Source organism: Streptomyces sp. NPDC005648 (assembly GCF_040605395.1).
Taxonomy (GTDB): domain Bacteria; phylum Actinomycetota; class Actinomycetes; order Streptomycetales; family Streptomycetaceae; genus Streptomyces.
Genome location: NZ_JBEXCS010000044.1, coordinates 36,414 through 57,240 on the forward strand (window position 1 = coordinate 36,414; position 20,827 = coordinate 57,240).

The window sequence follows — 20,827 nt, forward strand, 5'->3', positions numbered from 1 at the left end:
CTCAGGTGGACGAGCGCAGGACGAGAAGGCTGATCTCGCTCGGGGCGAAGATCCGGAACGGTGGCCCCCAGTAGCCGGCACCGCGGCTGGTGTAGAGCTGCGTCCGCTCGCCATGGCGGCTGAGACCCTGCACCACGGGCTGGTCGAGGCGTACGAGGTAGTGGAAGGGCCAGATCTGCCCGCCGTGTGTGTGGCCCGAGATCTGGAGGTCGACCCCGGCGGCCACGGCCTGGGACACCTGCTGGGGCTGGTGGGCGACCAGCAGGACCGGCAGGGCGGGATCGGCGCCGGTGAGGGCGGCGGGCAGATCGGCGTGGTGTCCGGCCAGTCCGGAAGAGGCGGCGGTACGGTCGTCCACTCCCGCCAGCACGAGCCGGTCGCCGCCGCGTTCGACGACGAGGTGACGGTTGTGCAGCGACTCCCAGCCGAGCCCGGCCATGTGGTCGAGCCAGCCCTGGGCCTCCCCGAAGTACTCGTGGTTGCCGGTGACGTAGATCTTCGCCAGGCCGGACCGGATGGTGGCCAGGGGCGCGACCTGCTCGCGGCGCTGGGCGATCGTGCCGTCGGCGATGTCACCCGCGTGGCAGACCACGTCGGGCGCCAGGGCGTTGACGGCGTCCGCGACCCGCGCCGACCACCGGGTCCGGTCGATCGGCCCGTAGTGGGTGTCGGTCAGGACGACCACGCGGGTGCCGTCGAGCCCGGGGCCCAGCCGGGGGAGTGCGATCTCGACCTCCCGGATCCGGGGCAGCCGCATCGCCTCCGTCCAGCCCCACGCCAGGAGCACCACGGCGACTGCCGTCACCGCGACGGACACCGCCCTGGCCGGTGTCCGGCCTCCCGCCCCCGCGGCGACCATGACGAGTCGCAGCACGCCTCCCAGGGCCGACCAGGCGAAGAGCACCCAGATGACACCGAGGATGGTGTCGCCCGTACGAGCCGCCCAGTCCAGCCGCCGACGGCCGTGCCCCAGCGCCATCAGCGCCGGGAACGCGAGCAGCGCGGCCCCGAACAGGACACCGCCGCCCAGCACGACCGGGAACGGCCAGTGAGCGCCGGACGCCAGTAGTACCCACCAGGGCAGGAGGAACAACAGCAGCAGCACCGCGAGGACGACGAACCCGCCGATCCACCGGCGCGCGGTGGTCGCGGATTCCCGCGCCCCGGGTTCCGCGGGCGAGGCCGGTGTCGCGAGGACCGGTATCTCCTGTGCTGCGGCCTGCGCCGGCTGATCGTCGAGCACCTTCTGTACCCCGCATCCACTCCCGAAAAGCTGACCGCTCCATCCTCGCACCGCGGCCGCCGAAGACGGCAGCGACCGCGCTGTCTACAACACAATCAGAATGAATAGTGCGTAAGACGCATATTCCATGCGTTTCAAGTGATACAGTTAGCTGTATGAGTATGGGTCTGGACGAGCGGGTGCGGTCAGCGGTGGCGGCGCTGCTGCATGCGGCGGGTGAGTCGCAGACCGTCCTCGCCGCCGCGCTCGGGGTGAGCCAGGCCCAGGTGAGCCGTCGTCAGTCCGGTACCGCGGCCTGGAGTCTGGCCGACTGCGAGGCCGTCGCCGCGCACTATGGCATCGACGTCCTGGAACTGCTGGCAGGACCCACCCGCGCGACGGAAGCACTTCCGGCCGCACGCCGTCGTGTCCCCGGGCGGCAGGCCGGTACCCCACGTCCCGCAGTCGTCGAGGGAAGCGTGTGATGACGGACTTCGGTGCGATCGACGCCCTGCTGGCCGGCGCCAAGAAGGAGGTGCCGCTGCCCCCCACCGAGGAGCGGCGCACCCTGCGCGAGGAGCTGAACCTTTCGCGCGGTCAACTGGCCCGGGCCCTGGGGGTGAGCCCCTCCACCGTCGGGGGCTGGGAGTCCGGACGCGACCCCGGTGGGGAAGTGCGGGAGAAATACGCCTATTTCCTCGACAAGGCGAAGGCGAAACTGGCCGCCGAAGCAGCGGAGACGGCCGAGGGCGTTCCGCACGAGGAGCCGCAGGACGAGGAGCCGCAGGACGAGGCGGCCGCGGACGCCGAGGCGGCAGCCGACCCGGACGACGACGTCGATGTGCTCGCCACGCCCGAGCCGTGCGTCCTGTGCGGGCAGCCCGCCGGTCACCAGGTCGCGGGGTTCCCCCAGCATCTGGACCCCGCCGAGTGCCAGGCCGCCGAGTCCGCGCACCCGAGCGAATCCGTGGCCCCGACGAGTCACCCCGTGGCCCCGGCGCGCGAGTCCGGGGTCCAGGAGAAGTCGGCTCCGCGCCCGCGCCCTGGGAGCGCGCGATCCTCCGCTGGGCCTGGGCGGGCGGAACCGGGTGTGCGTGTCGTGCCCGTAGGCCGTCGTGTGCGGACCGCCGACACCCCGGACCTGATCGGCTCCGCCGTGACGGCCGCGCTCGACGAGCACTCCGGCGACCTGGAAGCGGCGACGAAGGCGCTGGTGAAGCGGGCGATCCCGGATGCGATGGCGCTGCTGGACCACAGCCGCAAGGGCGGTCGCTACGACATCGTCGCCCACCCGTGGCTGCCCGAGGTGCTGCGCAAGCAGTCCGCACGCGGCGCGGACCAGATCTGGGAAGCCCGTCCGAAGTGGACGCGCGCCGAACTGCCGTCCGGGGAGCACGAGATCGCCGCGCTCGATGTCAACGGCGCCTATCTGAGCGCCTTGAAGACCCATCTACCGCTGGGCCAGCTGGAGCACTCCACCGGCGACCATCACAACCCGCGCCGCGCCGGCGTCCACCTGGTCACCCCGCCCGACTGGGACCACGACGCCGTACTGCCCAACCCGATCGGCTCCCGGGACGAGCCGGGCCCGCTGTGGGTGACCGAGCCGACCCTGCGCCTGCTGCTCAGGATCTCGGGGCCCAAGTACGGGTTGTGCGACCCGCCGGTGATCCACGAGTCATGGACCTCAGGTGCCACCGAGGGGCTGCTGGAGAAGTTCCGCGTCGCCCTGAAGGACGCCCGGGACCGGGCGATCGCCGAAGACGACGAGGTGACCCTGGAGTACGTCAAGGCGATGTACTCGAAGTTCGTCTCGACGCTGGGGGAGTCGAACTACAACCGGGAGCTCTACCGCACCGACTGGATGCACCTCATCCGCTCGCAGGCGTTCGCGAACCTGTGGTGGAAGGCCCACCGTGCCTACGACGAGGGCCTGATGGTGGTGCGCGCGATGGGCACCGACGAACTGCACGTCATCGGCGACTGGCGCGCGGTCTTCCCGGAGGGCCGCGGTGTCGCGGAAGTGAAGCTCAAGGACGTCTACACTGTCGGTTCTCATTGATCGAAGAGCGAAGAGCGAGGGGTCGAGGGTGCCGGAGAGGAACATCGATTTCGGCAGATTCGGGGCACGCGGTCTCAAGGGACATGAGGCCGCCGCCCGCCAGCTCGACGCGCTCGCCAACTTCGTCTCCACCCCGGTCACCCAGCGGCGCGGGCTCCTCGCGCGGCTGCACTACCTCACCCGTACCGAACACGCCCGCGAAGCGGCCCGCGAGGCGGGCCTCAGCGTCACCGCCCGCACACTCAACGCCTGGCTGAACGGCGAACGCAACCCGTCGAAGAAGAACCTGCGGGCCATCGAGACCGCGTACCGCGCGGTGCGCCGCCACAACGTGGCCCGGTACCTGACGGCGCGCCTCAACCGTGAAGGACGCGGTACACGCGTCGAGTTCCACCCGCTCAACCAGTCCCAGGTGCCCCGCCCGCACCAGCGCGCCCTGTCGTTCCGCACGCTCAACGTGCGTCACTGGGACCGGATCGTCGAGGCATGGGCCCGTGACGACGACGACGCCCTGGACGACGCCTGGGTCAACGACGTGGCGGTGGACCTCGGTTCCGAGTGGGGCCAGTACGAATACGTCACCAATGTGGGGTTCGCGGCCTGATGACCGTACGTGACGTCCATGCGGCAAGGCATGGACGTCACGTGTGACGGCGACCGGACCGCGCCGAAGGTCAGCCGGTCGGCAGCGACCGGGTGTGTTCGATGCGTACGGCGTCCAGCTGCCGCGGGTTGAGGCCCAGCAGCCGCAGGATCGTCGGCGCGATCTGGGTGGTGTGCACCGGGGCGTCGACCCGCACGTCGTGCGGGGTGGCGGCGCCGTAGACGACCAGCGGCACGTCGAGGTCGTCGGCGTGTGCTCCGCCGTGCTCGGCGATCTTGCCCTTGCCGCCGGTGTAGACCACGCCGTACTGGCTGATGCCGAACAGGTCGGGGACGCGCGAGTCGCCGGGCCGGACGTGGAAGTAGCGGGCGGCCGCCGCGCCGGCGTACACGGTCTTGAGGCCGCTCGCCGTGAACGGCTTGGCGGCGCCGTCGATGCCGGTGCCGGTGCCGGACCGGGCGAGCAGGTAGCTCCTGGCGAAATCGGCCGCGGCCTGGGAACGGTCGTTGAGCCACAGCAGCATGGCGTCGTCGTCCACGGCGTGGGCGACCAGGTCGGCGGCGCCCGGATGGGCCGCCTTCCAGGCGGCGTTGAGGCCGTCGAGCAGCGGCCCGTCGTCGATACGGGTCAGCGCCTTGGGCTCGGTGGGGGACTGGCCGTGCTTGGAGGACAGGATGACGGTCGTGTCGGCGTCGAGGCCCCGCTTGTGGATCTCGGAGAGGAACGCCCCGACCTCCTGGTCGACGAAGCCGAGGTTCTTCACCAGCAGCGGTCCGGGTACTCCGGCCGTGGTGTAACCGCCCGTCAGGCCGTCGGAGACAGGCAGCTTCTGGGCGGTGGACACGGACTGGAAGTTCATTCCGAAGACCGCCGGGACGCCCGTGCGGTGGGCGCCGCTGTGGTCGTAGCCGTCGATCTCGTGGAGAACGGCCTTCACCTTGTACGTGTCGTACTGCTCGGTCGCCGCGTTGTCCTTCGTCCAGTCCTGGCCTGCCGGGTAGCCGATGGCCTGGCTGTTGATCTCAGGGGCGAACAGGTCCTGGATGCCGTCGCCCGACGGCCCGTCGAGGATCTCGTAGGCGACATGCTTGTCCGACCACGCGGTGCGCAGCCCGGCCTTGCGGGCGACGTTGAAGACCGTGTTCACCTTGAGGTAGGAGTGCGGGTAGACCGGCTTGCAGGTCTTCGGGTCGACGGGCAGCTTCGCCGGGTTGATGAGACGGGCGGCGTCCCCGGTCATGTTCAGGATGCTGCCCGGCAGGCCGGACAGGCCCTGGCCCGCGTCGAGGGAGTTCTGGTCCCGGTCGAGGTCCTCGGTGAGGTCGACCTCGACGCCCGGCTCGACCCCGGCACAGTGAGTGGTGCCGGCAGGGAGAAGGCCGTTGCTGTAGGTGTCGTCGTAGTACACGCCCGTGACGCCCGGGTCCCCGCCGGTCAACTGGCCCACCATGCCGGGGAAGGAGTCGGAGGGGACGGTGGTTCTCGCGTGGGTGTACTCCACTCCGCCGCCGGCCAGCCGGGCGAGCGCGGAGTGCGGGTGCCGGGCCACGTACCAGGCCAGGTCGGACTGGTGCAGACCGTCGACCGACAGCAGCAGGACATGCCGTGATCGAGGCGCGGGGGAGGCCGGTACGGGGTCGGCGGCCATGGCCGTAAGACCGCCGACGGCGGCGAGCGCGGCGGCGGTCGCCGCGACGGGACGGAGCGGGTGTCGCAACACGGTGACTCTCCTCGGGCTGTGCGGAGCTGGTGACCTCGCGGGTCACGCACCGACATTCGAGAGGGAGAACGTGTACGGAACCGGACGTGCGTGCCGGATTCTGCCAAAGAACGTCATGTCGGCATGCAAAGCCCGCGGACTAGGGTTTGCGGGCGAGCGCGGCGGCGATGAGGTGCTCCCAGACGGTGAGTTCGTGTTCTCGGCCCGTGCCCCACACACTGTCCGTCTCGTCGGGCTGCCACAGAGGCGCGGCGACGATGCCCGGGTCGAGGATCTCCAGGCCGTCGAGCAGGGCGGCGAGTTCCTCGTCGGTGCGCCAGCGGCCGCGGCCGAAGGTCTGCTGGAGGACCTTCTCGGCCTCCACCGTCTGCGGGTTGTTGCCGGAGCGGAAGTGGCTGAGGAAGAAGTGGCTGCCGGAGGGCACCTGGTCACGCCAGTAGCGGACGATGCCGGCCGGGTCCTCGTCGTCGTTGACGTGATGGAGGATCGCGCTGAAGATGACGGCGACGGGACGGTCGAAGTCGATCAGCTCGACGGTGTCGGGGTGGGTGCGGATGGCTTCGGGATCACGCACATCGACGGCGACGACCCGGGTTCTGTCGTCGTTCTCCAGCAGAGCGCGGCCGTGGACCAGCACCTGCGGATCGATGTCGACGTAGACGACCCGGGACCCGGGGGCGTGCCGCCCGGCGACCTGGTGGACGTTGTCGGCGGTGGGAAGGCCGCTGCCCAGGTCGATGAACTGCCGGATGCCCGTCGTCCTCGCGATCAGTGCGACCGCCCGGGTCAGGGCCGCACGGTTGGCGAAGGCGATCGCCACCGAACCGGGCAGATCACGCTTGAACACATCCCCGATCTCACGGTCCACGGCGTAGTTGTCCCTGCCGCCCAGCAGATAGTCGTACACGCGGGCGATGCTGGGCTTGGCCGGATCGATGGAGGAGCCTTCGTACGTCATGGCGATCATTCTTCCCCGCGACCCGGTGTCCTGACCGCCGTTTCGGGATCCTCCGGGCCGGCCGACCGCCCCGCGGTCAGCGTCGCGATGTGGTGTCCGGCGCGGGCACCACGTCCGTGGCGGTGCCCTCCGTGAGGTTCAGGTCCTGCGTTCCGATGACCGACAGCAGTTCGAGCTGCTCGGCCCCGCGGGTTCCCGGAGGCGCGGTGAACCACAGCAGACGTTGCCGCCCGTCCTCACTGAACAGGTTGTAGCAGTCCAGTTCGATGACGCCCAGGGCGGGGTGGACGATGCTCTTGTGGTCCATACGACGCACCGCGACGTCGTGGGTGTCCCAGAGAGCCGCGAACTCCTGGCTGCGGCGGCGGAGCACGGCGACCATCCTCGTGACCTCCGCGTCCCGCCCGCGCCGGGCGGCGGCGGCCCGGAGGTCGGCCGCGAAGACCCGGGAGTGGCGCGGGTGGTCCTCGGGCGGATACATCGCGCGCGCGTGCGGATCGGTGAACCAGCGGTACACGAAGCTCGCCTCCGGGCCGCGGTCTGCCGGGGACGCGCCGAGCAGGGCCCGGGCCAGGTCGTTCTCCACCAGGGTCTCGTGGAGATCGGTGATGACGCGCGCGGGAGTGGTGGACAGCCGGTCCAACAGCCCGAGAAGCGCGGGCTGCACGTGTGCCGACGGGCCGTGGGCCGACGGGGGGAGCGGCCGTTCGGCCAGACGGAACAGATGGTCCCGTTCGTCGCCGTTGAGACGCAGGGCACGGGCCAGGGCGGCCAGGGTCTGGGCCGAGGGCTGTACACCGTGCTTCGCGCCGCCGCGTTCCAACTCGGTGTAGTAATCGGCCGACAGCCCTGCCAGCTGGGCGACTTCCTCGCGGCGCAGCCCCGGGACGCGTCGGCGCGGGCCGTGGGGCAGACCGACCTCGGCAGGGCGGATGCGGTCGCGGCGTGTCCTGAGGAAGGCACCGAGCTCTGGAAGATTCACCCCTTCATGGTCGCTCGCGCGCCGCACGGCAGCCAGGGGGTGCCAACCCCTGGGTAGGCGCAGCCCTGGCTGAGGGCGGAGCAGAGGCCGATCGTGGAGGCCAGGGGGAACGCAGCCCCCGATCCCAGAGAGAAGGAACCGGTCAGCCATGCCTTTCGCGAACTTCAAGGTCCCCGAGAAGACCCTCACCCCGAAGCAGAAGGAGGAGATCGTCACCCGCACCACCGAGCTGTACGTCGAGATCTACGGCGAACGGGCCCGCAACAACACCATGGTTCTGGTCGAAGAGGTCGCCGACGGTGGCTGGGGCATCGCCGGCGACGTACTGACGCTCGCCCAACTCGGTGAGGCGGCACGGGCCGACACCCTCGAGGCCTGAGCGGACGGGGGGCTCACAAGAGCCCGGACAACCATCTCGTCGGACAAGTACATGGCCCCTAAGGAAGGACGCAGTCTCATTCGATGGGGCCATACGACGGCCAGGACGTACCGGCTTCGCCGGCGGGCGCGTTGCCTCCAGCATGGACCGTACCGCCACCACCGGCTCCCTCCTGCCGGAGGACGAGAAACAGCAGTCGTGCGGCACCGGCCGTGCGGCACCGCAGGAGGATCCCCCCATCTACGCCGCCTTGATCAGGGAGTGGCGGGCCCGCGGACGCACCGTGCCGGGGACCCGTGATCCCCAGTGGGTGCTGCTGACGGCCATCGGCCCCTCGATCACGGCGCACCGTGTCACGGTCCCGCCGGGTCCCGGGTGATGGTCTGCCGGCGTGCGGCGGGTCGGGCGGCGCCCGCCGCGAACCGGTCCTCGGGGATCGACGAGCCGCACGTCGGGCACTTCCGCCTCGTCCGGGCCTGTGCGGAGAGCCGGCCGAGGGCCAGCTGGAGCGCCAGTTCCACGGCGGCGGGCACGAACAACGCGCCGCTCCCGTTGGGCGGGATCAGCCAGCGCAGACGCCCTACGGCACGGTCCGGCGCGGGGACCGCGATCCACGCGCCCTTGCCCGAATAGCGGATGCCCGAGCCGATCCAGCGGCCTCCGGGATCCGGCGGCAGGAAGAAGGCGACCCGACGGGCGCACACGTCGGCGAGGGCGGGGCCGGGTGGCTGCGGGATGCCCAGCAGAGCGTCCAGGGCGGGCATCGCCAGGTCCTCCGGCACGCTCAGCACGTCCCAGAACCGTCCGCATGCCAGCACGGCGATCCCCAACTCGCCGTGCCACTGCCGCTTGCACTCCCGGGGGTCGGTCGCAGCGGCCGCGAGCCACTCCGTGGCCTGCCGCATGGCGGTCTGCATGGTGTCTCCTCCGAGTCGTCTTCGCCCACGCGGGCGGGCGAACTTCTCCCACACATCCGGGACGGCCAGGCCCGGCATATGCATGCTGGTAGATAAATCCACCTGGCGGAAGGGGTGGCGGACCCTGGCGAATCACAGGTCCTTCACTGTGGTGGTCGGCTACGCCCCATTACGCCCCCGCCCCCTGACTGGCGGTCGGGGGCGGGGGCGGGGGTACGCCGGGGCGTTCGCGGGGCGGTGGGGTGTCAGCGCACCGCCATCCGCACCGGCACCACCGGGTAGGTGTACGGCGTGTCCGTGGCGACCGCGAGGGCGGCCGTGTAGGTCCCGGCCACGTCCACCGCCTTCGCGCCCGCGTCCAGCCGGACGGTGACGGTCAGGCGCCCGCCCGGAGCGAGCGTACGGGTGGAGGGTGTGGCGGACAGCCAGCGGACGTCGGCTGCCGGGACACAGGAGTCGAGGCCCGGCAACCGTTCGACGTTCGCATGGGCGTCCCAGACGCTCGGCGCGCCGCCGACCCGGTAGAACCCGCAGGCGCCGCCCGCCCGGTAGAGGGGCGTGGCGGCGGCGGGCAGAGCCGTCCAGGTGCGGGCGGCCGGGTCGTAGGCGTACCCGGCGCTGGTGACGGCCCCCAGGAGGTCGCTGACCCCGCCGGAGAGGAGGAAGCGGCCGTCGGCTGTGGTGGTCGAGGAGGCCCACAGGTCGGTGGGCAGGTCGGTGATCCGTGTCCAGGTCGCGGTGGCCGGGTCGTACGCGTAGCCGTGCCGCGTGCCCTCGATCGCGGTGGTGCCGCCCGCGCAGTACAGCGTGCCCGAGACGGCGCCGCAGCCGAGCCAGGAGACGGCCTCGGGGTAGGGGGTGGCGGTGGACCAGGTGTCGGTGGCCGGGTCGTAGACCCGCACCGCGGTGCTGCCGGCGCAGTAGCCCGATCCGCAGCCGCCGACCAGGTACCACTTGCCGTCGAGCGTGGCGGAGCCCGCCGCCGCGTACCCGGCGGGCGCCGGGGCGGCGGTGGACCAGGTGTGGTGCTGGGGGTCGTAGACCTCGGTGGTGGGCGCGGTGTCGCCGTCCGCCGTCCAGCCGCCGGTGAGGTACAGCCTGCCGTTGAGGAAGGCGGACTGGGGTGCCTCGCGGGGGGTGGCGGGACCGCCGGGGATCGGCGTCCAGGCGGCGGTGACGGGATCGTAGACGTAGCCGCCGGACAGGACGGAGGTGCCGTCCGTGCCACCGACCGAGTACACGCGGCCGTCCGGGCCGGTCGCGACGGCGTTGTCCATGACGGGGGTGGGGTAGTCGGTGACGGAGGTCCAGGCCGAGGTCGCGGGCGTCACGTCCGTGGCCGGGGTTTTCGCCCGTGTCAGCCGGTCGGGGCTGAAGTCACCGGGGACGTAGCGTGGCGCCGCCGAGTCAGCCGTCGTCGCCGTCGGAATGTCCCCGGACCGCTCGGTGAGGCTGACGGTGAGCGGGGCGGAGCCGGTGTTGCGCAGGGTGACCTGGGCGGTGGTGGCCTTCCCCCTGTGTACGGTCCTGTCGACCGCGGCCGGGCTGATCGACAGCTGTCCGGCGCGCAGCACCGCGTCGAGACGGGTGGCGTGGTCGGCCTTCAACGCCGCTTTCTTCGTGGTGGTGGTGTAGCGCTCGGCACTCACCTTGACCGGCCGGCGGCCCGGCTTCGGGACGAAGCTGACGTACGTACCGTCGGCAGCCGTGGTCGCCGTGGCGCCGCCTCCGCCGCTCACCGTCGCACCGCTCACCGGGCGGCCGTTGTTGCGGTCCTTCACCGTCCCGTACAGCAGCCCACCGGGCACCGGCGCGCATGTCATGCCGCCGAAGGCGACGTCGTCGACCTGCCAGTAGTAGGCGTCGTCGCCGGTGTAGCGGAATCGCACCCGGACAGCGGACTTCCCGGCCGCGGCCGGGAGGGCGACGCTCTGTGTCCCCGGGCCGGCCGAGACCGTGTCGCGGTGCCAGACCGTGGACCAGGTCGTGCCGCCGTCGACGCTGAGGTCGACGTCGGCCTTGGAGGCGTCGGAGAACTTTCTGTAGAAGGTGTCGAACCGGACCGCGGGCGTGTCGTAGGCGGTCAGGTCGAGGACGGGGGAGACGAGGGAGGTGCGCTGCCCGTCGGCGAAGTAGCCGCTGTCGGCGATGGCGAATCCGCCCGAACCGCCGGTGAGGTTGCCGCGCCCGGCCGGGTCGTCGAAGCGCCAGGTGTGGCCGCTGCCGGTGACGCTCCATCCGTCGGGCGCCCCGGTGCCGTCGAAGGTCTGGGTGCCGTCGCTGAACGTCTGCCGGTAGCCGGGCGCCACGCAGGCGGCGGTGTCGACCGGGACGTCGAAGTCCTTGCGGCCGGCCTTGGCCCCCACCGTCAGGTCGGACGTCGTGACCTGGTAGCCCGGGTACACCGGGTCGACCTGGAGCGTGTAGGTGCTGTTGGCGGGCAGCTTGAGGGTGTACCGGCCGGTCGCCGGGTCGGTGTACGTCCGGGTGGACGGCTCCCCGGTGACCTGGAGGCCCGCGGAGAGCGGCCAGCCGTGCCCGGAGCCGTCCCGGATCCGCCCGCTGACGGTGACGAGGGGCTGGGCGGTGAGGGTGAAGTCCCGGGTCGCGGTGGCGCCGTCGCCGATCTCGACGCCGCCCGAGTCGGCGCTGCCGTAGCCGAACTTCGCGGCCGTCACGTCGTACGTGCCTGCCGGGAGCGTCATCGCGTACGTGCCGTCGGTGCCGGTCGTCGTGGCGTTCGCGCCGGCCGTGATCCGCACACCCGCGACCGGGTCGCCGGTGCCGGGATCGGTGACCTCGCCGGTCAGCGTGCCGTACGGGCCGGTGGTGAAGGCGGCGGTGCCGTTCGGGGTGCCGAGGCCCGTGGGGCCGTCCCAGCCGGGGCCGGACGTGCAGAGGGAGGCAGCGGCACAGGTGCCGTTGGTGCCGGAGGTCACGTCGTTCAGAGCGCCGTTCAGCGCCGCGTCGCGGGCGCCGGTGTGAGCGTACGGGTAGGCGTTGGGGTAGGTCTTCGGGCCCGGTCTTCCGGCGAGCGCGTAGGTGGCGGCGATGATCGGGGCGGACGCGCTGGTGCCGCCGTAGACGCCCCAGCCGCGGTCCTCGTACGTGTTGTAGACGCTGACCCCGGTCGCCGGGTCGGCGACGGCCGACACGTCCGCGACGGCGCGGTTGGCGCAGTCCGGGCCGGTCTGGAAGGGCGGTTTGGGCGAGTAGGCCGAGCAGCCGCTGCCCGCGCCGGTCCACGCGGACTCGCTCCAGCCCCGGGTCGTCCCGCTGTCCCGGCTGAGCGAGGTCCCGCCGACCGCCGTGACGTACGGCAGCGTGGCCGGGTAGTTGGTGCCGTAGCCGTTGTCGCCGGTGCTGACGGTGATCGCCACGCCCGGGTGCTTGTAGTAGGCGTCGGGCAGGTCGCCGATCGCGCTCTCGCTCGCGCCGTAGCTGTTGGAGATGTAGACGGCGCCGAGCGCGACCGCGGTGTTCTCCGCCTCGCCGAGACCGTCGATGGTCGGGTCGTCGGCCTCGACCAGCAGGATGTGGCAGAGCGGGCAGGCGGCGCTGACCATGTCGAGGTCGAGGGCTATCTCGCCGGCCCAGCCCGCGTCGGGCTGGGGGTAGTCGGTGCCGCCGCGCTGGTCGGTCTTGCGGAAGCAGCCGTTCTCGGTGGTGCAGGGGGGCAGGCCGAACTGGGAGCGGTAGACGGCCAGGTCGGCCTCGGCGTTCGGGTTGTCGAAGGCGTCGACGATGGCGACCGTGGCCCCGGCCCCGGCCGCGTCGGACGGCAGGTCGTAGGCGCTCTGGAGGTCGGCGGGGCTCAACCCGGCGGGGGCCAGCAGGGGTTGGAGGCCCTTGCCGGTCTGCCGGACATCGTCGCGGGCGACCGCGAAGCAGGCCATCTCGCCGGGCTTGTCGGGTTTCGCGCAGAGGGGGTGTGTCGGCACGGTCGGGGTCGTTGTCGGGACGCCGGCGGTGGCCTTGGTGGCGGCCGTGTCGGCGGTGGCGGTCTGGGGGAGTGCCCAGACCAGTGTCATCAGCAGGCTCAACAGGGCGGATAACGTTGTCAGTCGGATACGGAACAGCCCAGCCTTGATCATCCAGGTCCTCCCAGACCTTCGCGGGCACAAGGGAAACGATCAGGCCGGAGCGTAGTTCATGGACATGTCATATGTGTGAAGTCGTGCGTTCTTGTTTGATCGAACGTCGTTCTCTCATCCCGGTATGGCCCCGAAACGAGATCACCGAGTGGCGGTCGACACACCACTCCCGCGGACGTGACCCCCACCGGTACGTCTCCGCGGCTGTAATTCCCCCGCGTCTCCGTCCAGGAGCCGGTAGCCCATGAGCGTCACCGAGTGCCGTACGCACTGCCCGTCGCGATGACTTGCCATCAGCCCCCCGTCCCGGAGGACGGAGAGCTGGTAACTGGCGCTGGGCAGGGCGATGCCGACAGCCGTCGCCACTTCGGAGGTGGTCCGGGGGCCGCTGCGGGCCACCTCGGCGAGGACCGCGGCCCTGGTGCGGCCCAGCAGGCGTTGGATCCCGTCGCCGTTGAGGGGGAGCGAGTCGAGCGGCCGTGCCGTGACCGGGTAGGTGAGGACCGGGCCGAGGGCGGGATCGGCGAGGGCGGTGGGCCTGCGCCAGCAGAAGTAGGACGGGACGAGAAGGAGCCCGCGCCCCTCCAGATGGAGGTCGCGGTGGGTGGGGTACTCCACTTCCAGGACGGGCGCCCGCCACCGGGCGAGCGGACGCAGACTGTCGAACAGGGCCAGGACGCCGCCGTCGAGGAGGACGCGGGAACGAACGTCGACCTCGTCACGGATCGCCCGGCGGATGTGGGCCCAGCGCGGTTCGAGCAAGGTCCTGGTGGAGACTTCCAGGTCTGTCACGAGAGAGCGCATGCCCCGGTCCCCCGGCCGGCCGAGTGCCGTGGTCCATCCCGGGAGGGGACGCGCCGCCGCAAGCCTGCCCAACTCGTTGCGCAGTCGGCTGTGAGGAGTGGCCGCAATCTGTTCCAGGGCTGCGGGCAGACCTCCTTCCACCACGGACGGGGTGAGGAAGTCGGGGATGTAGCCGACGGGCGGGACGAGCGTCCGCAGTGTGTGCAGGGCGCGGTTGGCCGCCGGGTCCGTCGCGAGCCGGTCACGGACGGAGCGACGCCACGCACCGAACTCGAGTGGTCCCTGATGCGTGACCAGCCGGCAAGCGGCACAGATGAGTTCCCAGAGCGGATCGGGCCGACGTGAGATGCGGATGTTCTGTAAATCGTGATCGGTGAAGTGGATACGGAGCATGCGGCCTCATTCGCGGACGGTGGGGGGTTGGCCGGTGTGAGGGGCGGTGACGTCATCAGTGGTGACGAGCGGCAAGCGCAGCCGGTTCGGTCGTGTCGGCCCTGATGCCGGAGGAGGCGGCTGAATATCGCCGTGGTCGTGTGCACATCGCGGTCGGCGGTCGCGGGACGCCGGGCACGGGGAGCTGCCGCACGCTTCGCATGGGGACACGGGCCTGGTAGGGGGGACGAAGCTTTTGGTCCGCCACGGGCGCCCTCAGCGCCGTCCGGCGCCCGGGCGGCGAAGGATTGGCTCAATGTGCTCGGCCGACACCGCGCGGCCCGTGCTGTACGGCACGCTGAACCTAGCTTCCGGTCGTTCGTCCGTGGTGCCGGTCCACGAGTTGCGCCCGCCAGCGGCTGAGGCCCTGCGCCAGGTCGCCGTCCGAGGGAGTCAGTCCGACCAGGCAGCTGTCGATGTAGTGGAGGTAGAGCGGAACGAGGTCGGTGTCAAGGAGCGTGGTGAGGTGCTCTGCCGGGACCGGATCCCGATGACGTGCGCGCGTCGCGGCCCGGACGAGTTCCGCGGCCACCGGTGCGGGGTGTGCGAGGTGGTGGCGGATGGCGTCGTCCGTGGATCCGGGATCCCCGGTGGCGGCGGTGTAGAGGAATCTGAGGGGGAGCAGAACGGCCTTGGTGCACCGTCTGATGTCACCGGCCAGCCGGACCGGGTTGTGGAACTCGTCCTGGACGGAGTCCGTCGCGAGTACCTCCAGCGCGAAGCGGACACTGTCGTCGAACAGCGCGCCGGCGTCCGGCGCCGCCACGTCCTGGCGTACGTCCTCACCGAGGAGCAGCACGCCGCTCCTCTTGAGGTCCAGCCGGTCGACGGCGGGGAACCTGCCGTCCTCCCGGTTCGCGCGCAGCGCCGGCAGGGAGCTCCAGAACGCCGACAGGCGTCGGTGGGAGGGGTCCGTCCCATGGAGTTCGCGGGTGACGCGGTGGATGATCCGGTCGTCGTCGTCACGGCGGTCCGCCAGGACCAGTGCGAGGTCGATGTCGCTGACAGCGGGGGCGAATCCTCCGTGCGCGAGGCTTCCGAGGAGGTAGGCCGCGATGAGGCGGTCGGCGAGGGTCTCCTGGAACAGCCTCGCGCAGTGCTCGGCGACCCTTGTGGCGGAGCCCGGGTCGAGGGTCTCCTGGGGGGTCGTGCTCATGCCGGGGCGGCGGTGTCGCGGAGTGCCAGTTCGGCGATCCGGTCGGAGACCATGGTGATGATCTGCCAGGCGCGGTCGAGGAGTTCGGTGACATCGCCGAGCCGCCACTCCTGGCGTTCGGCGAGCAGACGGTAGCCCATCGCGATGTGCTCCTCGTCCTCTTCGTCGTGCAGCGCGAAGTAGGCGTTGCCGGGGAACGCCAGTGCGCCTGCGTTGCTGAAGGCGAGGCTGCCGGCCTCCAGCACCAGGTGGGCCAGGACGACACGGTGCAGTCCGGGAAGGACACGGAACTGGTCGACGAACCAGGCCGCTCCGGCTTCGACGACGGGGTCCCAGCGCGGGGTCCGGGCGGCCTCGTGGCTGTCGGCCAGGATCTCGTGGTGACCGGTCTCCTCCTGCTGGTGCCGGAGAGCGAGTTCCCTGAGCTGGGGGTCGGTCTCGAACATGGTCCGGACGCTGATCATCCGCTGGAACGCGTTCGACCACGGCGCCAATTGAGCCATGACGGCGTCCTTGGTGGCTGCCGGTGTCGTGGGGTCCTCCAGCAGGACGATGAGGCTGCTGGCCCGGTATGCGCGGACGTGCTGGTCGTTCCTGTCCGCGACTTCCCGGAGGGGTGCGGCGGGCATGGTGGTCATGGGGATTCGTCCTTCTGCGGGGCGCTTGGCAATGGCTGCGGAGACCGGCCGGCCTGGGCGGAACGAGGGGAGCGCGGTGGGGAGTACAGCGGAAACCTGAAGTAGACGGAGACATCCGCGACCTGGCCCAGCGAGCGGTAGCTGACCAGCTCCTGGAGGCCCCGGCTCCGGTCCAGGGGCCGTGGCGCCACGGCGCGCAGGAGGGCGTGATGACGTCGTGGGTCGAAGCCCTCGTGCGCCATCAGGGCGCCGATCCTGGCCGCGGCTTCCTCGTCGGACGCGGTGAGACTGGACACCCGGAAATAGGTGGTCGACTCGTCGGCGCGGGGGGCGTCGGGCCGGAAGGCCAAGCAGGTCAGCGGTGCGTGTCCGGCGCCTTCCGGGGCCGGGCCCAGCAGGGTCCGGAACGCCGAGCGGGGTCCTGCCGGGCTCATGGGCCCTGGCGAGCGAGGCCATCTGTTCCAGGACCGCGACGCTGCTGGTGTGGTTGCGGTAGTAGACCTTGGCACGGGCCCGCGCGCCGCTGTCGAGGTCGAGCGCGAAGAACTCCAGCTCGCGCTCGGCTCCGTCTTCCTGAGCCGCCCGGGCCACTCGTGCGGAGGTGTCGGCCCACGCGGCGCCCATCGCGAGGCGTTCCATCGCCTCGCTCACCAGGGCGTAACGTTCCTGCGGGGCCACGGTGTACAGCCCGAAGTGGATCTTGAAGGCGGGAGGGTGTCCCGGCCGCCAGGCCAGGGCGTGCCACAGGGGCACGGGCACCGTGTCCTGGCCGGTGCCCGGCGCGAACACATCGGCGATCTTCCCGTACCGGTCCAGACTGACCAGCGGCTCCCCGGCCAGCCGGTCCGTGAGCGCCGCCGCGGCGATCCGGTTGGACGCCGCGGTGATGGGCCTGGCGGCGCCCAGCGTCTCGAACAGGACGCGGAGTTCGGGTCTGCGCCGGGACCACTTCACCGACATCTCGGCGGGAAAGCCGTCGCCGGCCACGTATGAGGGGAACGGCGGCACCTCGCCGACGGGCAGATCGGCCCAGGGCCGCAGAAGATCCCGGACCTGGAGGGTCACAGGCCCGCTCATGGACCGGGACAGACCGAGCCCGGCGCACATGTCGCTCCAGCGTTCGTGAAGGAACCCGCCGATGGAACGCCCTTCACCCGAGAAGATGCTCTCCACTCACCTGTCCGTTCTACCGTCGGCCCGGAGGGGCGTATGCGCTGATGTCGCGCCGCGTCTGAGGCGAGCACCACTCTCCAAGCGGGCAAGCGCACGGTCCAACGTTTCGAAGAGGATCGAAACGATGGACGCCTCCCTCCGTCGCGGCCACGATGGCTTCGCAAGCCACGGCCGCAGGGCCCATCCCGTCTGTATTTCCGCGCTTCGGGGAGGGCGACGAGCAACGGGGGCTGACTTGACGAGAGTTTCCGCATCTCCCCATGGAATTCACGCGTCCTCGATTGCATCCGAGGAAATCGCCTCATCCTTTCTCCGGGACGGACATGTCCGCGCGAGAAATGCGGTGGACCTGACGCCGGGTTCCCGCCTCCGGACGTTCTTCGAGACCACGCTTCGGCGCGAAGGGCTGTCCGTGGACGGTCCGGTGCCGGCGGGCCTCACATCGTTGCCGCCGAGCCGCGTCGGGGACCTCGCGGAGATGGCCCCCGTGCTCTGGTCCGCCGTGTGCGCGCTGCTCGGCGGCGCCGACCGGATCAGGCGGCCCGTCCGGCTCAGCAACGCGCTGATATGCAATTACCGGACCACGCGGCTCTCCGAGAGCTGGCACGTCGACGGTGACTTCTTCGTGCACCATCCCGACAGCCCCGAACAGGCGCTGCTGCTGTTCATCCTCTGGACCGACGTCGGCGAGGGCGAGGGGGCCACCCTGACGGCACCTTCGGCCACGGCGGACATCCTCCGCCGCCTGGCCCGCCATCCGGCCGGACTGACCAGCGCGCGCATTCCCGCCCGGGACTGTGCCCGCGGATCCGACAAGTACCTTTCCCTCACCGGGAAAGCGGGCGACGCCTGGATCCTGCATCCGTTGACGGCGCACCAGTCGGCACCCAATCCGCAAGGCCGACCGCGATTCATCTCGAATCCGGTCGTCGCCCTGACCGAGCCGATGAACCTCACGGACGACCCGGTGGAGAAGTCGCCTCTCGAAGCACTGACCCGCCGGCTTCTGGACCGTCCCTGGAGACCTGACGAGAACGCGGTGCGGGAAACCTTCCTTCCCGGCCGTATCGGCCGTTGGAACGGCGAAGGAACCTACACCGACCGCTCCTGAGTCCGTGTCACACCCGCGCCGGCCGATTCCCCCGCAAGGGGGCGAGGTGAGCTCATGCACGCGCACATGCCCACTGCCCCGCGCCACCAGCCCGGCCCGTCCCGGGTGCTCTTGATCAACCCACCGCTGTGGAACCCGTACGCCCCACACCTCGCCGTGCCCCTGCTCCTGGCCGTGCTGCGTCGGCACGGCGTCGCGGCGTCCGCGCTGGACCTGTCGGCCGAGACGATGCGCCATCTGCTCAGCCGGGACGGGGCCGGCGCCTACGCCGCCGAGCGCGAGGAGGTGCTCGGCGCCCGGGCCCGCGACCAGTTCGAGGCGGCCCGCTCGTCGGTGGACCGCGCCGCGGCCTTCCTGCGCTCGCGGGAGAGCATCACCGACCCGGACGGCCACCGTGCCGCGACGGCCGTCTGCCAGGCCGTCCTCGACGGCGTCGCCGTCCTGACCCCGGGCGCGGACCTGAGCTTCGACCGGTTCGACCTGCGGCATCGGCCGGTCTCCAGCCGCCAGGTCATGCGCGCCGTGACCGACGCCGTACACAACCCGTACGTACAGATCTTCGAGCAGGTCCTGGTGCCGCGGCTGCGCGCCCTGCCGCACCTGGAGGTCGTCGGGCTGTCCGTGTCCGCCGATTCCCAGCTGATCGCGGCGCTGACCGCCGCGCGCCTCATCCGGCGCGAGCGGCCCGACGTGCACATCACCGTCGGCGGGAACTTCGTCACGCGCATCGCCGACCGGCTGTGGCCCGGCCACCCGTTCTTCACACTGATCGACTCCCTGGTCTGCTACGAGGGCGAGGAGTCGCTCGTCGATCTGGTGGACCGGCTGCTGTCCGGCCGCCCTCCGCACGGCGTCCCCGGCATCGTCGTACCGGACGGCGACGAGCTGCACCGGTGCCCGTCCGCGACCGCCTCGCTGGACGAGCTGCCCGTGCCCGACTTCACCGACCACCCGCTGGCCGACGGCTATCTGGCCCCGGGCCCGGTGCTCCCGGTGATCGCCTCCCGCAGCTGCGCCTGGAAGTGCGCCTTCTGCGCCATCCCGTTCGCCTCCGACAAGTTCCGCATCCGCGCACCGGAGGCCGTCGTCGCCGAGCTGGACGAGCTGCACCGGCGCCACGGCACCAGGGACTTCCAGTTCGTGGACGAGATCCTGACCGTCCGCAGCATGCGGGCGCTGGCCCGCGGGCTCGCCGACCGCGACTACCGCTGGTACGGGGAGACACGGTTCTCCCCGACCATCGACCGCCGGCTGACGGACGCGCTCCACAAGGCCGGCTGCCGCCGGCTCGACCTGGGCCTGGAGTCGTACAACCAGGACGTCCTCGACCGGATGCGCAAGGACATCAAGGCGTCCTGGATCGCCCCCAACCTGGACGCCCTGCTGGCCTCCGGCATCAGCGTGCACCTGTTCGGGATCGCCGGGTTCCCGGGGGAGGCGCGCTGGCAGACCGCACGCACGGTGGAGTTCGCGACAGCGACCCTGGCCCGCTCGCGCGAACGGTACGCGGTGCCGGACAGCACGTTCGGGATCGGCCCCTTCGTCCTGGACGCCCTGTCCCCGGTCGCCGCCGCGCCCGAACAGTTCCAGGTACGGGTGCTCCACCAGGACCCCGGGGAGGACCTGCAGATGGCACTGCGCTACGACTACACCGGCTCGCTGCCCCAGCCGCTGAGCGCCGAGGACCGCGACATCGCCGCCCGGGCCGATCGCATCCTCGGCAGCGCCTTCGGCGAGGGGGAACGGCCCGCCGAGGAGGTCGTCTTCCTGCGGGCGGCCGCCCGCCGCCGGGGCGAGCGCGGAGACCAGGACGGCAGGCCGCCGGGAGTGCCCTGCCCGGGGCCGCACTGGGAGCGCACGCCGCTGCGCCCGGCGGGGGGCTGGGTGGTGAGGCTCCGCGAGGGGGAGCGGACCGTGTTGTACGAGCCCCGGGAGGGCGCCCTGTTCACTCTGCCCAGCAGACTGCTCGACGGCCTGCCCGCGACCGCCGACGCGGTGTGCCGCGACTCTGCCGAGCGCGCTCTCGTGCGAGCCGCGCTGCACCACGGGTGTCTGGAACCCGACCAACCTGACGCGGGGCTGCTGACGTCCGCCGCCCAGCTGACCGGCGATCTGTTGCTGCGCCTGGGTCCCGGCACCCAGCTCGTCACCGAGGCGGCCGACGTGTTCCTGACCTCGCGGATCACCGGGCAACGGCTGCGGCTGTCCGACTGCGGCGGCGCCGTGGCACGCCTCGTCGCCGCCGACGAGGGCAGCCCGTGGGCCGATCTGGTCGCGCGCTGCGCCCCCGGCTCCCTGCCCCGGCTGCGCACCTTCGTGTGGCGGCTGCTGGTCAACCGGCTCCTGTCCGTCGAGACGCCGGACAGGTCACCGCACCCACTGGCCGAGAGGAGGTGAACCACATGGCAGAGGAGAAGCTCACCACCGAGGAGACGGAGGTGGAGTTCGAGGACGACGGATTCTTCGAGCCCACCATCGAGGAGGCCATCATGGCCTCCGGCCTGCACAAGCAGTTCGTCGTGGACTGACCCGCCCGCCCGCACGGGCCGGGTCCGGTGCACCGGGGCCAAGCCGG

At 71.3% G+C, this 20,827-nt stretch carries 18 protein-coding genes and 1 pseudogene; 8 read left to right on the forward strand and 11 right to left on the reverse strand.

The window, feature by feature from the left end:
• Nucleotide 1: 1 nt before the first annotated feature.
• Nucleotides 2–1,129 (reverse strand): metallophosphoesterase, encoded by a 1,128-nt coding sequence (locus ABZT17_RS24415; RefSeq protein WP_356351741.1) that lies wholly within the window; start codon nucleotides 1,127–1,129, stop codon nucleotides 2–4.
• A gap of 269 nt (nucleotides 1,130–1,398) precedes the next feature.
• On the opposite strand from ABZT17_RS24415, the gene ABZT17_RS24420 reads away from it, so the two are divergent.
• Genes ABZT17_RS24420 through ABZT17_RS24430 form a run of 3 tightly spaced genes read left to right on the forward strand, consistent with a single transcriptional unit; the run spans nucleotide 1,399 to nucleotide 3,888 of the window.
• Nucleotides 1,399–1,707: a helix-turn-helix transcriptional regulator gene (locus ABZT17_RS24420; protein ID WP_356351705.1), complete on the forward strand. Its 309-nt coding sequence runs from the start codon at nucleotides 1,399–1,401 to the stop codon at nucleotides 1,705–1,707.
• The gene (locus ABZT17_RS24425) at nucleotides 1,707–3,284 is read left to right on the forward strand and encodes a helix-turn-helix transcriptional regulator (RefSeq protein ID WP_356351706.1); all 1,578 of its coding nucleotides are present in this window, start codon (nucleotides 1,707–1,709) and stop codon (nucleotides 3,282–3,284) included. The genes ABZT17_RS24420 and ABZT17_RS24425 overlap by 1 nt, the downstream gene beginning before the upstream one ends.
• A 28-nt stretch (nucleotides 3,285–3,312) precedes the next feature.
• Nucleotides 3,313–3,888 carry a helix-turn-helix transcriptional regulator gene (locus tag ABZT17_RS24430; protein WP_356351707.1) on the forward strand — a complete coding sequence of 192 codons (576 nt, stop codon included), beginning with the start codon at nucleotides 3,313–3,315 and terminating at the stop codon, nucleotides 3,886–3,888.
• A gap of 70 nt (nucleotides 3,889–3,958) precedes the next feature.
• On the opposite strand, the gene ABZT17_RS24435 is transcribed toward ABZT17_RS24430, so the two are convergent.
• From ABZT17_RS24435 to ABZT17_RS24445, 3 genes are all read right to left on the reverse strand, one after another.
• Nucleotides 3,959–5,608, reverse strand: a complete 1,650-nt coding sequence (locus ABZT17_RS24435; protein ID WP_356351708.1) for an alkaline phosphatase family protein — start codon at nucleotides 5,606–5,608, stop codon at nucleotides 3,959–3,961.
• A 139-nt stretch (nucleotides 5,609–5,747) separates the two neighbouring features.
• Entirely contained in the window at nucleotides 5,748–6,575 is an 828-nt protein-coding gene (locus tag ABZT17_RS24440) for an SAM-dependent methyltransferase (RefSeq protein ID WP_356351709.1), read from the reverse strand.
• Between the two features lie 67 nt (nucleotides 6,576–6,642).
• Nucleotides 6,643–7,548: a helix-turn-helix transcriptional regulator gene (locus tag ABZT17_RS24445; protein WP_356351710.1), complete on the reverse strand. Its 906-nt coding sequence runs from the start codon at nucleotides 7,546–7,548 to the stop codon at nucleotides 6,643–6,645.
• A 148-nt stretch (nucleotides 7,549–7,696) separates the two neighbouring features.
• Between ABZT17_RS24445 and ABZT17_RS24450 the strand changes: the two genes are divergently transcribed.
• Nucleotides 7,697–7,927, forward strand: coding sequence for a 4-oxalocrotonate tautomerase family protein (locus ABZT17_RS24450; RefSeq protein WP_356351711.1), 231 nt, complete (start codon nucleotides 7,697–7,699; stop codon nucleotides 7,925–7,927).
• A gap of 142 nt (nucleotides 7,928–8,069) precedes the next feature.
• Complete coding sequence (locus ABZT17_RS24455) at nucleotides 8,070–8,306, forward strand: hypothetical protein (RefSeq protein ID WP_356351712.1); 237 nt, start codon at nucleotides 8,070–8,072, stop codon at nucleotides 8,304–8,306.
• Here the strand turns inward: ABZT17_RS24455 and ABZT17_RS24460 are convergent.
• The 7 genes and pseudogenes from ABZT17_RS24460 to ABZT17_RS24490 form a co-directional block, all read right to left on the reverse strand.
• A complete protein-coding gene (locus tag ABZT17_RS24460; RefSeq protein WP_356351713.1) occupies nucleotides 8,281–8,844 on the reverse strand; it encodes a hypothetical protein in 564 nt (187 codons plus the stop codon). The genes ABZT17_RS24455 and ABZT17_RS24460 overlap by 26 nt on opposite strands.
• A gap of 245 nt (nucleotides 8,845–9,089) precedes the next feature.
• The gene (locus ABZT17_RS24465) at nucleotides 9,090–12,875 is read right to left on the reverse strand and encodes a carboxypeptidase regulatory-like domain-containing protein (RefSeq protein ID WP_356351714.1); all 3,786 of its coding nucleotides are present in this window, start codon (nucleotides 12,873–12,875) and stop codon (nucleotides 9,090–9,092) included.
• Between the two features lie 204 nt (nucleotides 12,876–13,079).
• Entirely contained in the window at nucleotides 13,080–14,135 is a 1,056-nt protein-coding gene (locus ABZT17_RS24470; RefSeq protein WP_356351715.1) for a helix-turn-helix domain-containing protein, read from the reverse strand.
• A gap of 343 nt (nucleotides 14,136–14,478) precedes the next feature.
• Nucleotides 14,479–15,330 carry a hypothetical protein gene (locus tag ABZT17_RS24475; RefSeq protein WP_356351716.1) on the reverse strand — a complete coding sequence of 284 codons (852 nt, stop codon included), beginning with the start codon at nucleotides 15,328–15,330 and terminating at the stop codon, nucleotides 14,479–14,481.
• Complete coding sequence (locus tag ABZT17_RS24480; RefSeq protein WP_356351742.1) at nucleotides 15,327–15,968, reverse strand: hypothetical protein; 642 nt, start codon at nucleotides 15,966–15,968, stop codon at nucleotides 15,327–15,329. Before ABZT17_RS24480 ends, ABZT17_RS24475 begins: the two co-directional genes overlap by 4 nt.
• Nucleotides 15,965–16,402 (reverse strand): hypothetical protein, encoded by a 438-nt coding sequence (locus tag ABZT17_RS24485; protein WP_356351743.1) that lies wholly within the window; start codon nucleotides 16,400–16,402, stop codon nucleotides 15,965–15,967. The genes ABZT17_RS24480 and ABZT17_RS24485 overlap by 4 nt, the downstream gene beginning before the upstream one ends.
• A gap of 22 nt (nucleotides 16,403–16,424) precedes the next feature.
• A pseudogene (locus ABZT17_RS24490) lies at nucleotides 16,425–17,075 on the reverse strand (tryptophan dimethylallyltransferase family protein); the annotation flags it as partial.
• Between the two features lie 190 nt (nucleotides 17,076–17,265).
• Between ABZT17_RS24490 and ABZT17_RS24495 the strand changes: the two are divergent.
• From ABZT17_RS24495 to ABZT17_RS24505, 3 genes are all read left to right on the forward strand, one after another.
• Nucleotides 17,266–18,252, forward strand: coding sequence for a phytanoyl-CoA dioxygenase family protein (locus ABZT17_RS24495; protein WP_356351717.1), 987 nt, complete (start codon nucleotides 17,266–17,268; stop codon nucleotides 18,250–18,252).
• A gap of 66 nt (nucleotides 18,253–18,318) precedes the next feature.
• Entirely contained in the window at nucleotides 18,319–20,649 is a 2,331-nt protein-coding gene (locus ABZT17_RS24500) for a radical SAM protein (protein ID WP_356351718.1), read from the forward strand.
• Nucleotides 20,650–20,654: 5 nt separating this feature from the next.
• A complete protein-coding gene (locus ABZT17_RS24505) occupies nucleotides 20,655–20,780 on the forward strand; it encodes a hypothetical protein (protein ID WP_356351719.1) in 126 nt (41 codons plus the stop codon).
• Nucleotides 20,781–20,827: the final 47 nt, after the last annotated feature.

Coding starts and splice junctions, on each gene's coding strand:
- ABZT17_RS24420 (WP_356351705.1), top strand. CDS start 1,399: ATGAGTATGGGTCTGGACGAGCGGGTGCGGTCAGCGGTGGCGGCGCTG.
- ABZT17_RS24425 (WP_356351706.1), top strand. CDS start 1,707: ATGACGGACTTCGGTGCGATCGACGCCCTGCTGGCCGGCGCCAAGAAG.
- ABZT17_RS24440 (WP_356351709.1), bottom strand. CDS start 6,575: ATGATCGCCATGACGTACGAAGGCTCCTCCATCGATCCGGCCAAGCCC.
- ABZT17_RS24450 (WP_356351711.1), top strand. CDS start 7,697: ATGCCTTTCGCGAACTTCAAGGTCCCCGAGAAGACCCTCACCCCGAAG.
- ABZT17_RS24455 (WP_356351712.1), top strand. CDS start 8,070: ATGGACCGTACCGCCACCACCGGCTCCCTCCTGCCGGAGGACGAGAAA.
- ABZT17_RS24460 (WP_356351713.1), bottom strand. CDS start 8,844: ATGCAGACCGCCATGCGGCAGGCCACGGAGTGGCTCGCGGCCGCTGCG.
- ABZT17_RS24465 (WP_356351714.1), bottom strand. CDS start 12,875: ATGACACTGGTCTGGGCACTCCCCCAGACCGCCACCGCCGACACGGCC.
- ABZT17_RS24470 (WP_356351715.1), bottom strand. CDS start 14,135: ATGCTCCGTATCCACTTCACCGATCACGATTTACAGAACATCCGCATC.
- ABZT17_RS24475 (WP_356351716.1), bottom strand. CDS start 15,330: ATGAGCACGACCCCCCAGGAGACCCTCGACCCGGGCTCCGCCACAAGG.
- ABZT17_RS24480 (WP_356351742.1), bottom strand. CDS start 15,968: ATGACCACCATGCCCGCCGCACCCCTCCGGGAAGTCGCGGACAGGAAC.
- ABZT17_RS24485 (WP_356351743.1), bottom strand. CDS start 16,402: ATGAGCCCGGCAGGACCCCGCTCGGCGTTCCGGACCCTGCTGGGCCCG.
- ABZT17_RS24495 (WP_356351717.1), top strand. CDS start 17,266: ATGGACGCCTCCCTCCGTCGCGGCCACGATGGCTTCGCAAGCCACGGC.
- ABZT17_RS24500 (WP_356351718.1), top strand. CDS start 18,319: ATGCCCACTGCCCCGCGCCACCAGCCCGGCCCGTCCCGGGTGCTCTTG.
- ABZT17_RS24505 (WP_356351719.1), top strand. CDS start 20,655: ATGGCAGAGGAGAAGCTCACCACCGAGGAGACGGAGGTGGAGTTCGAG.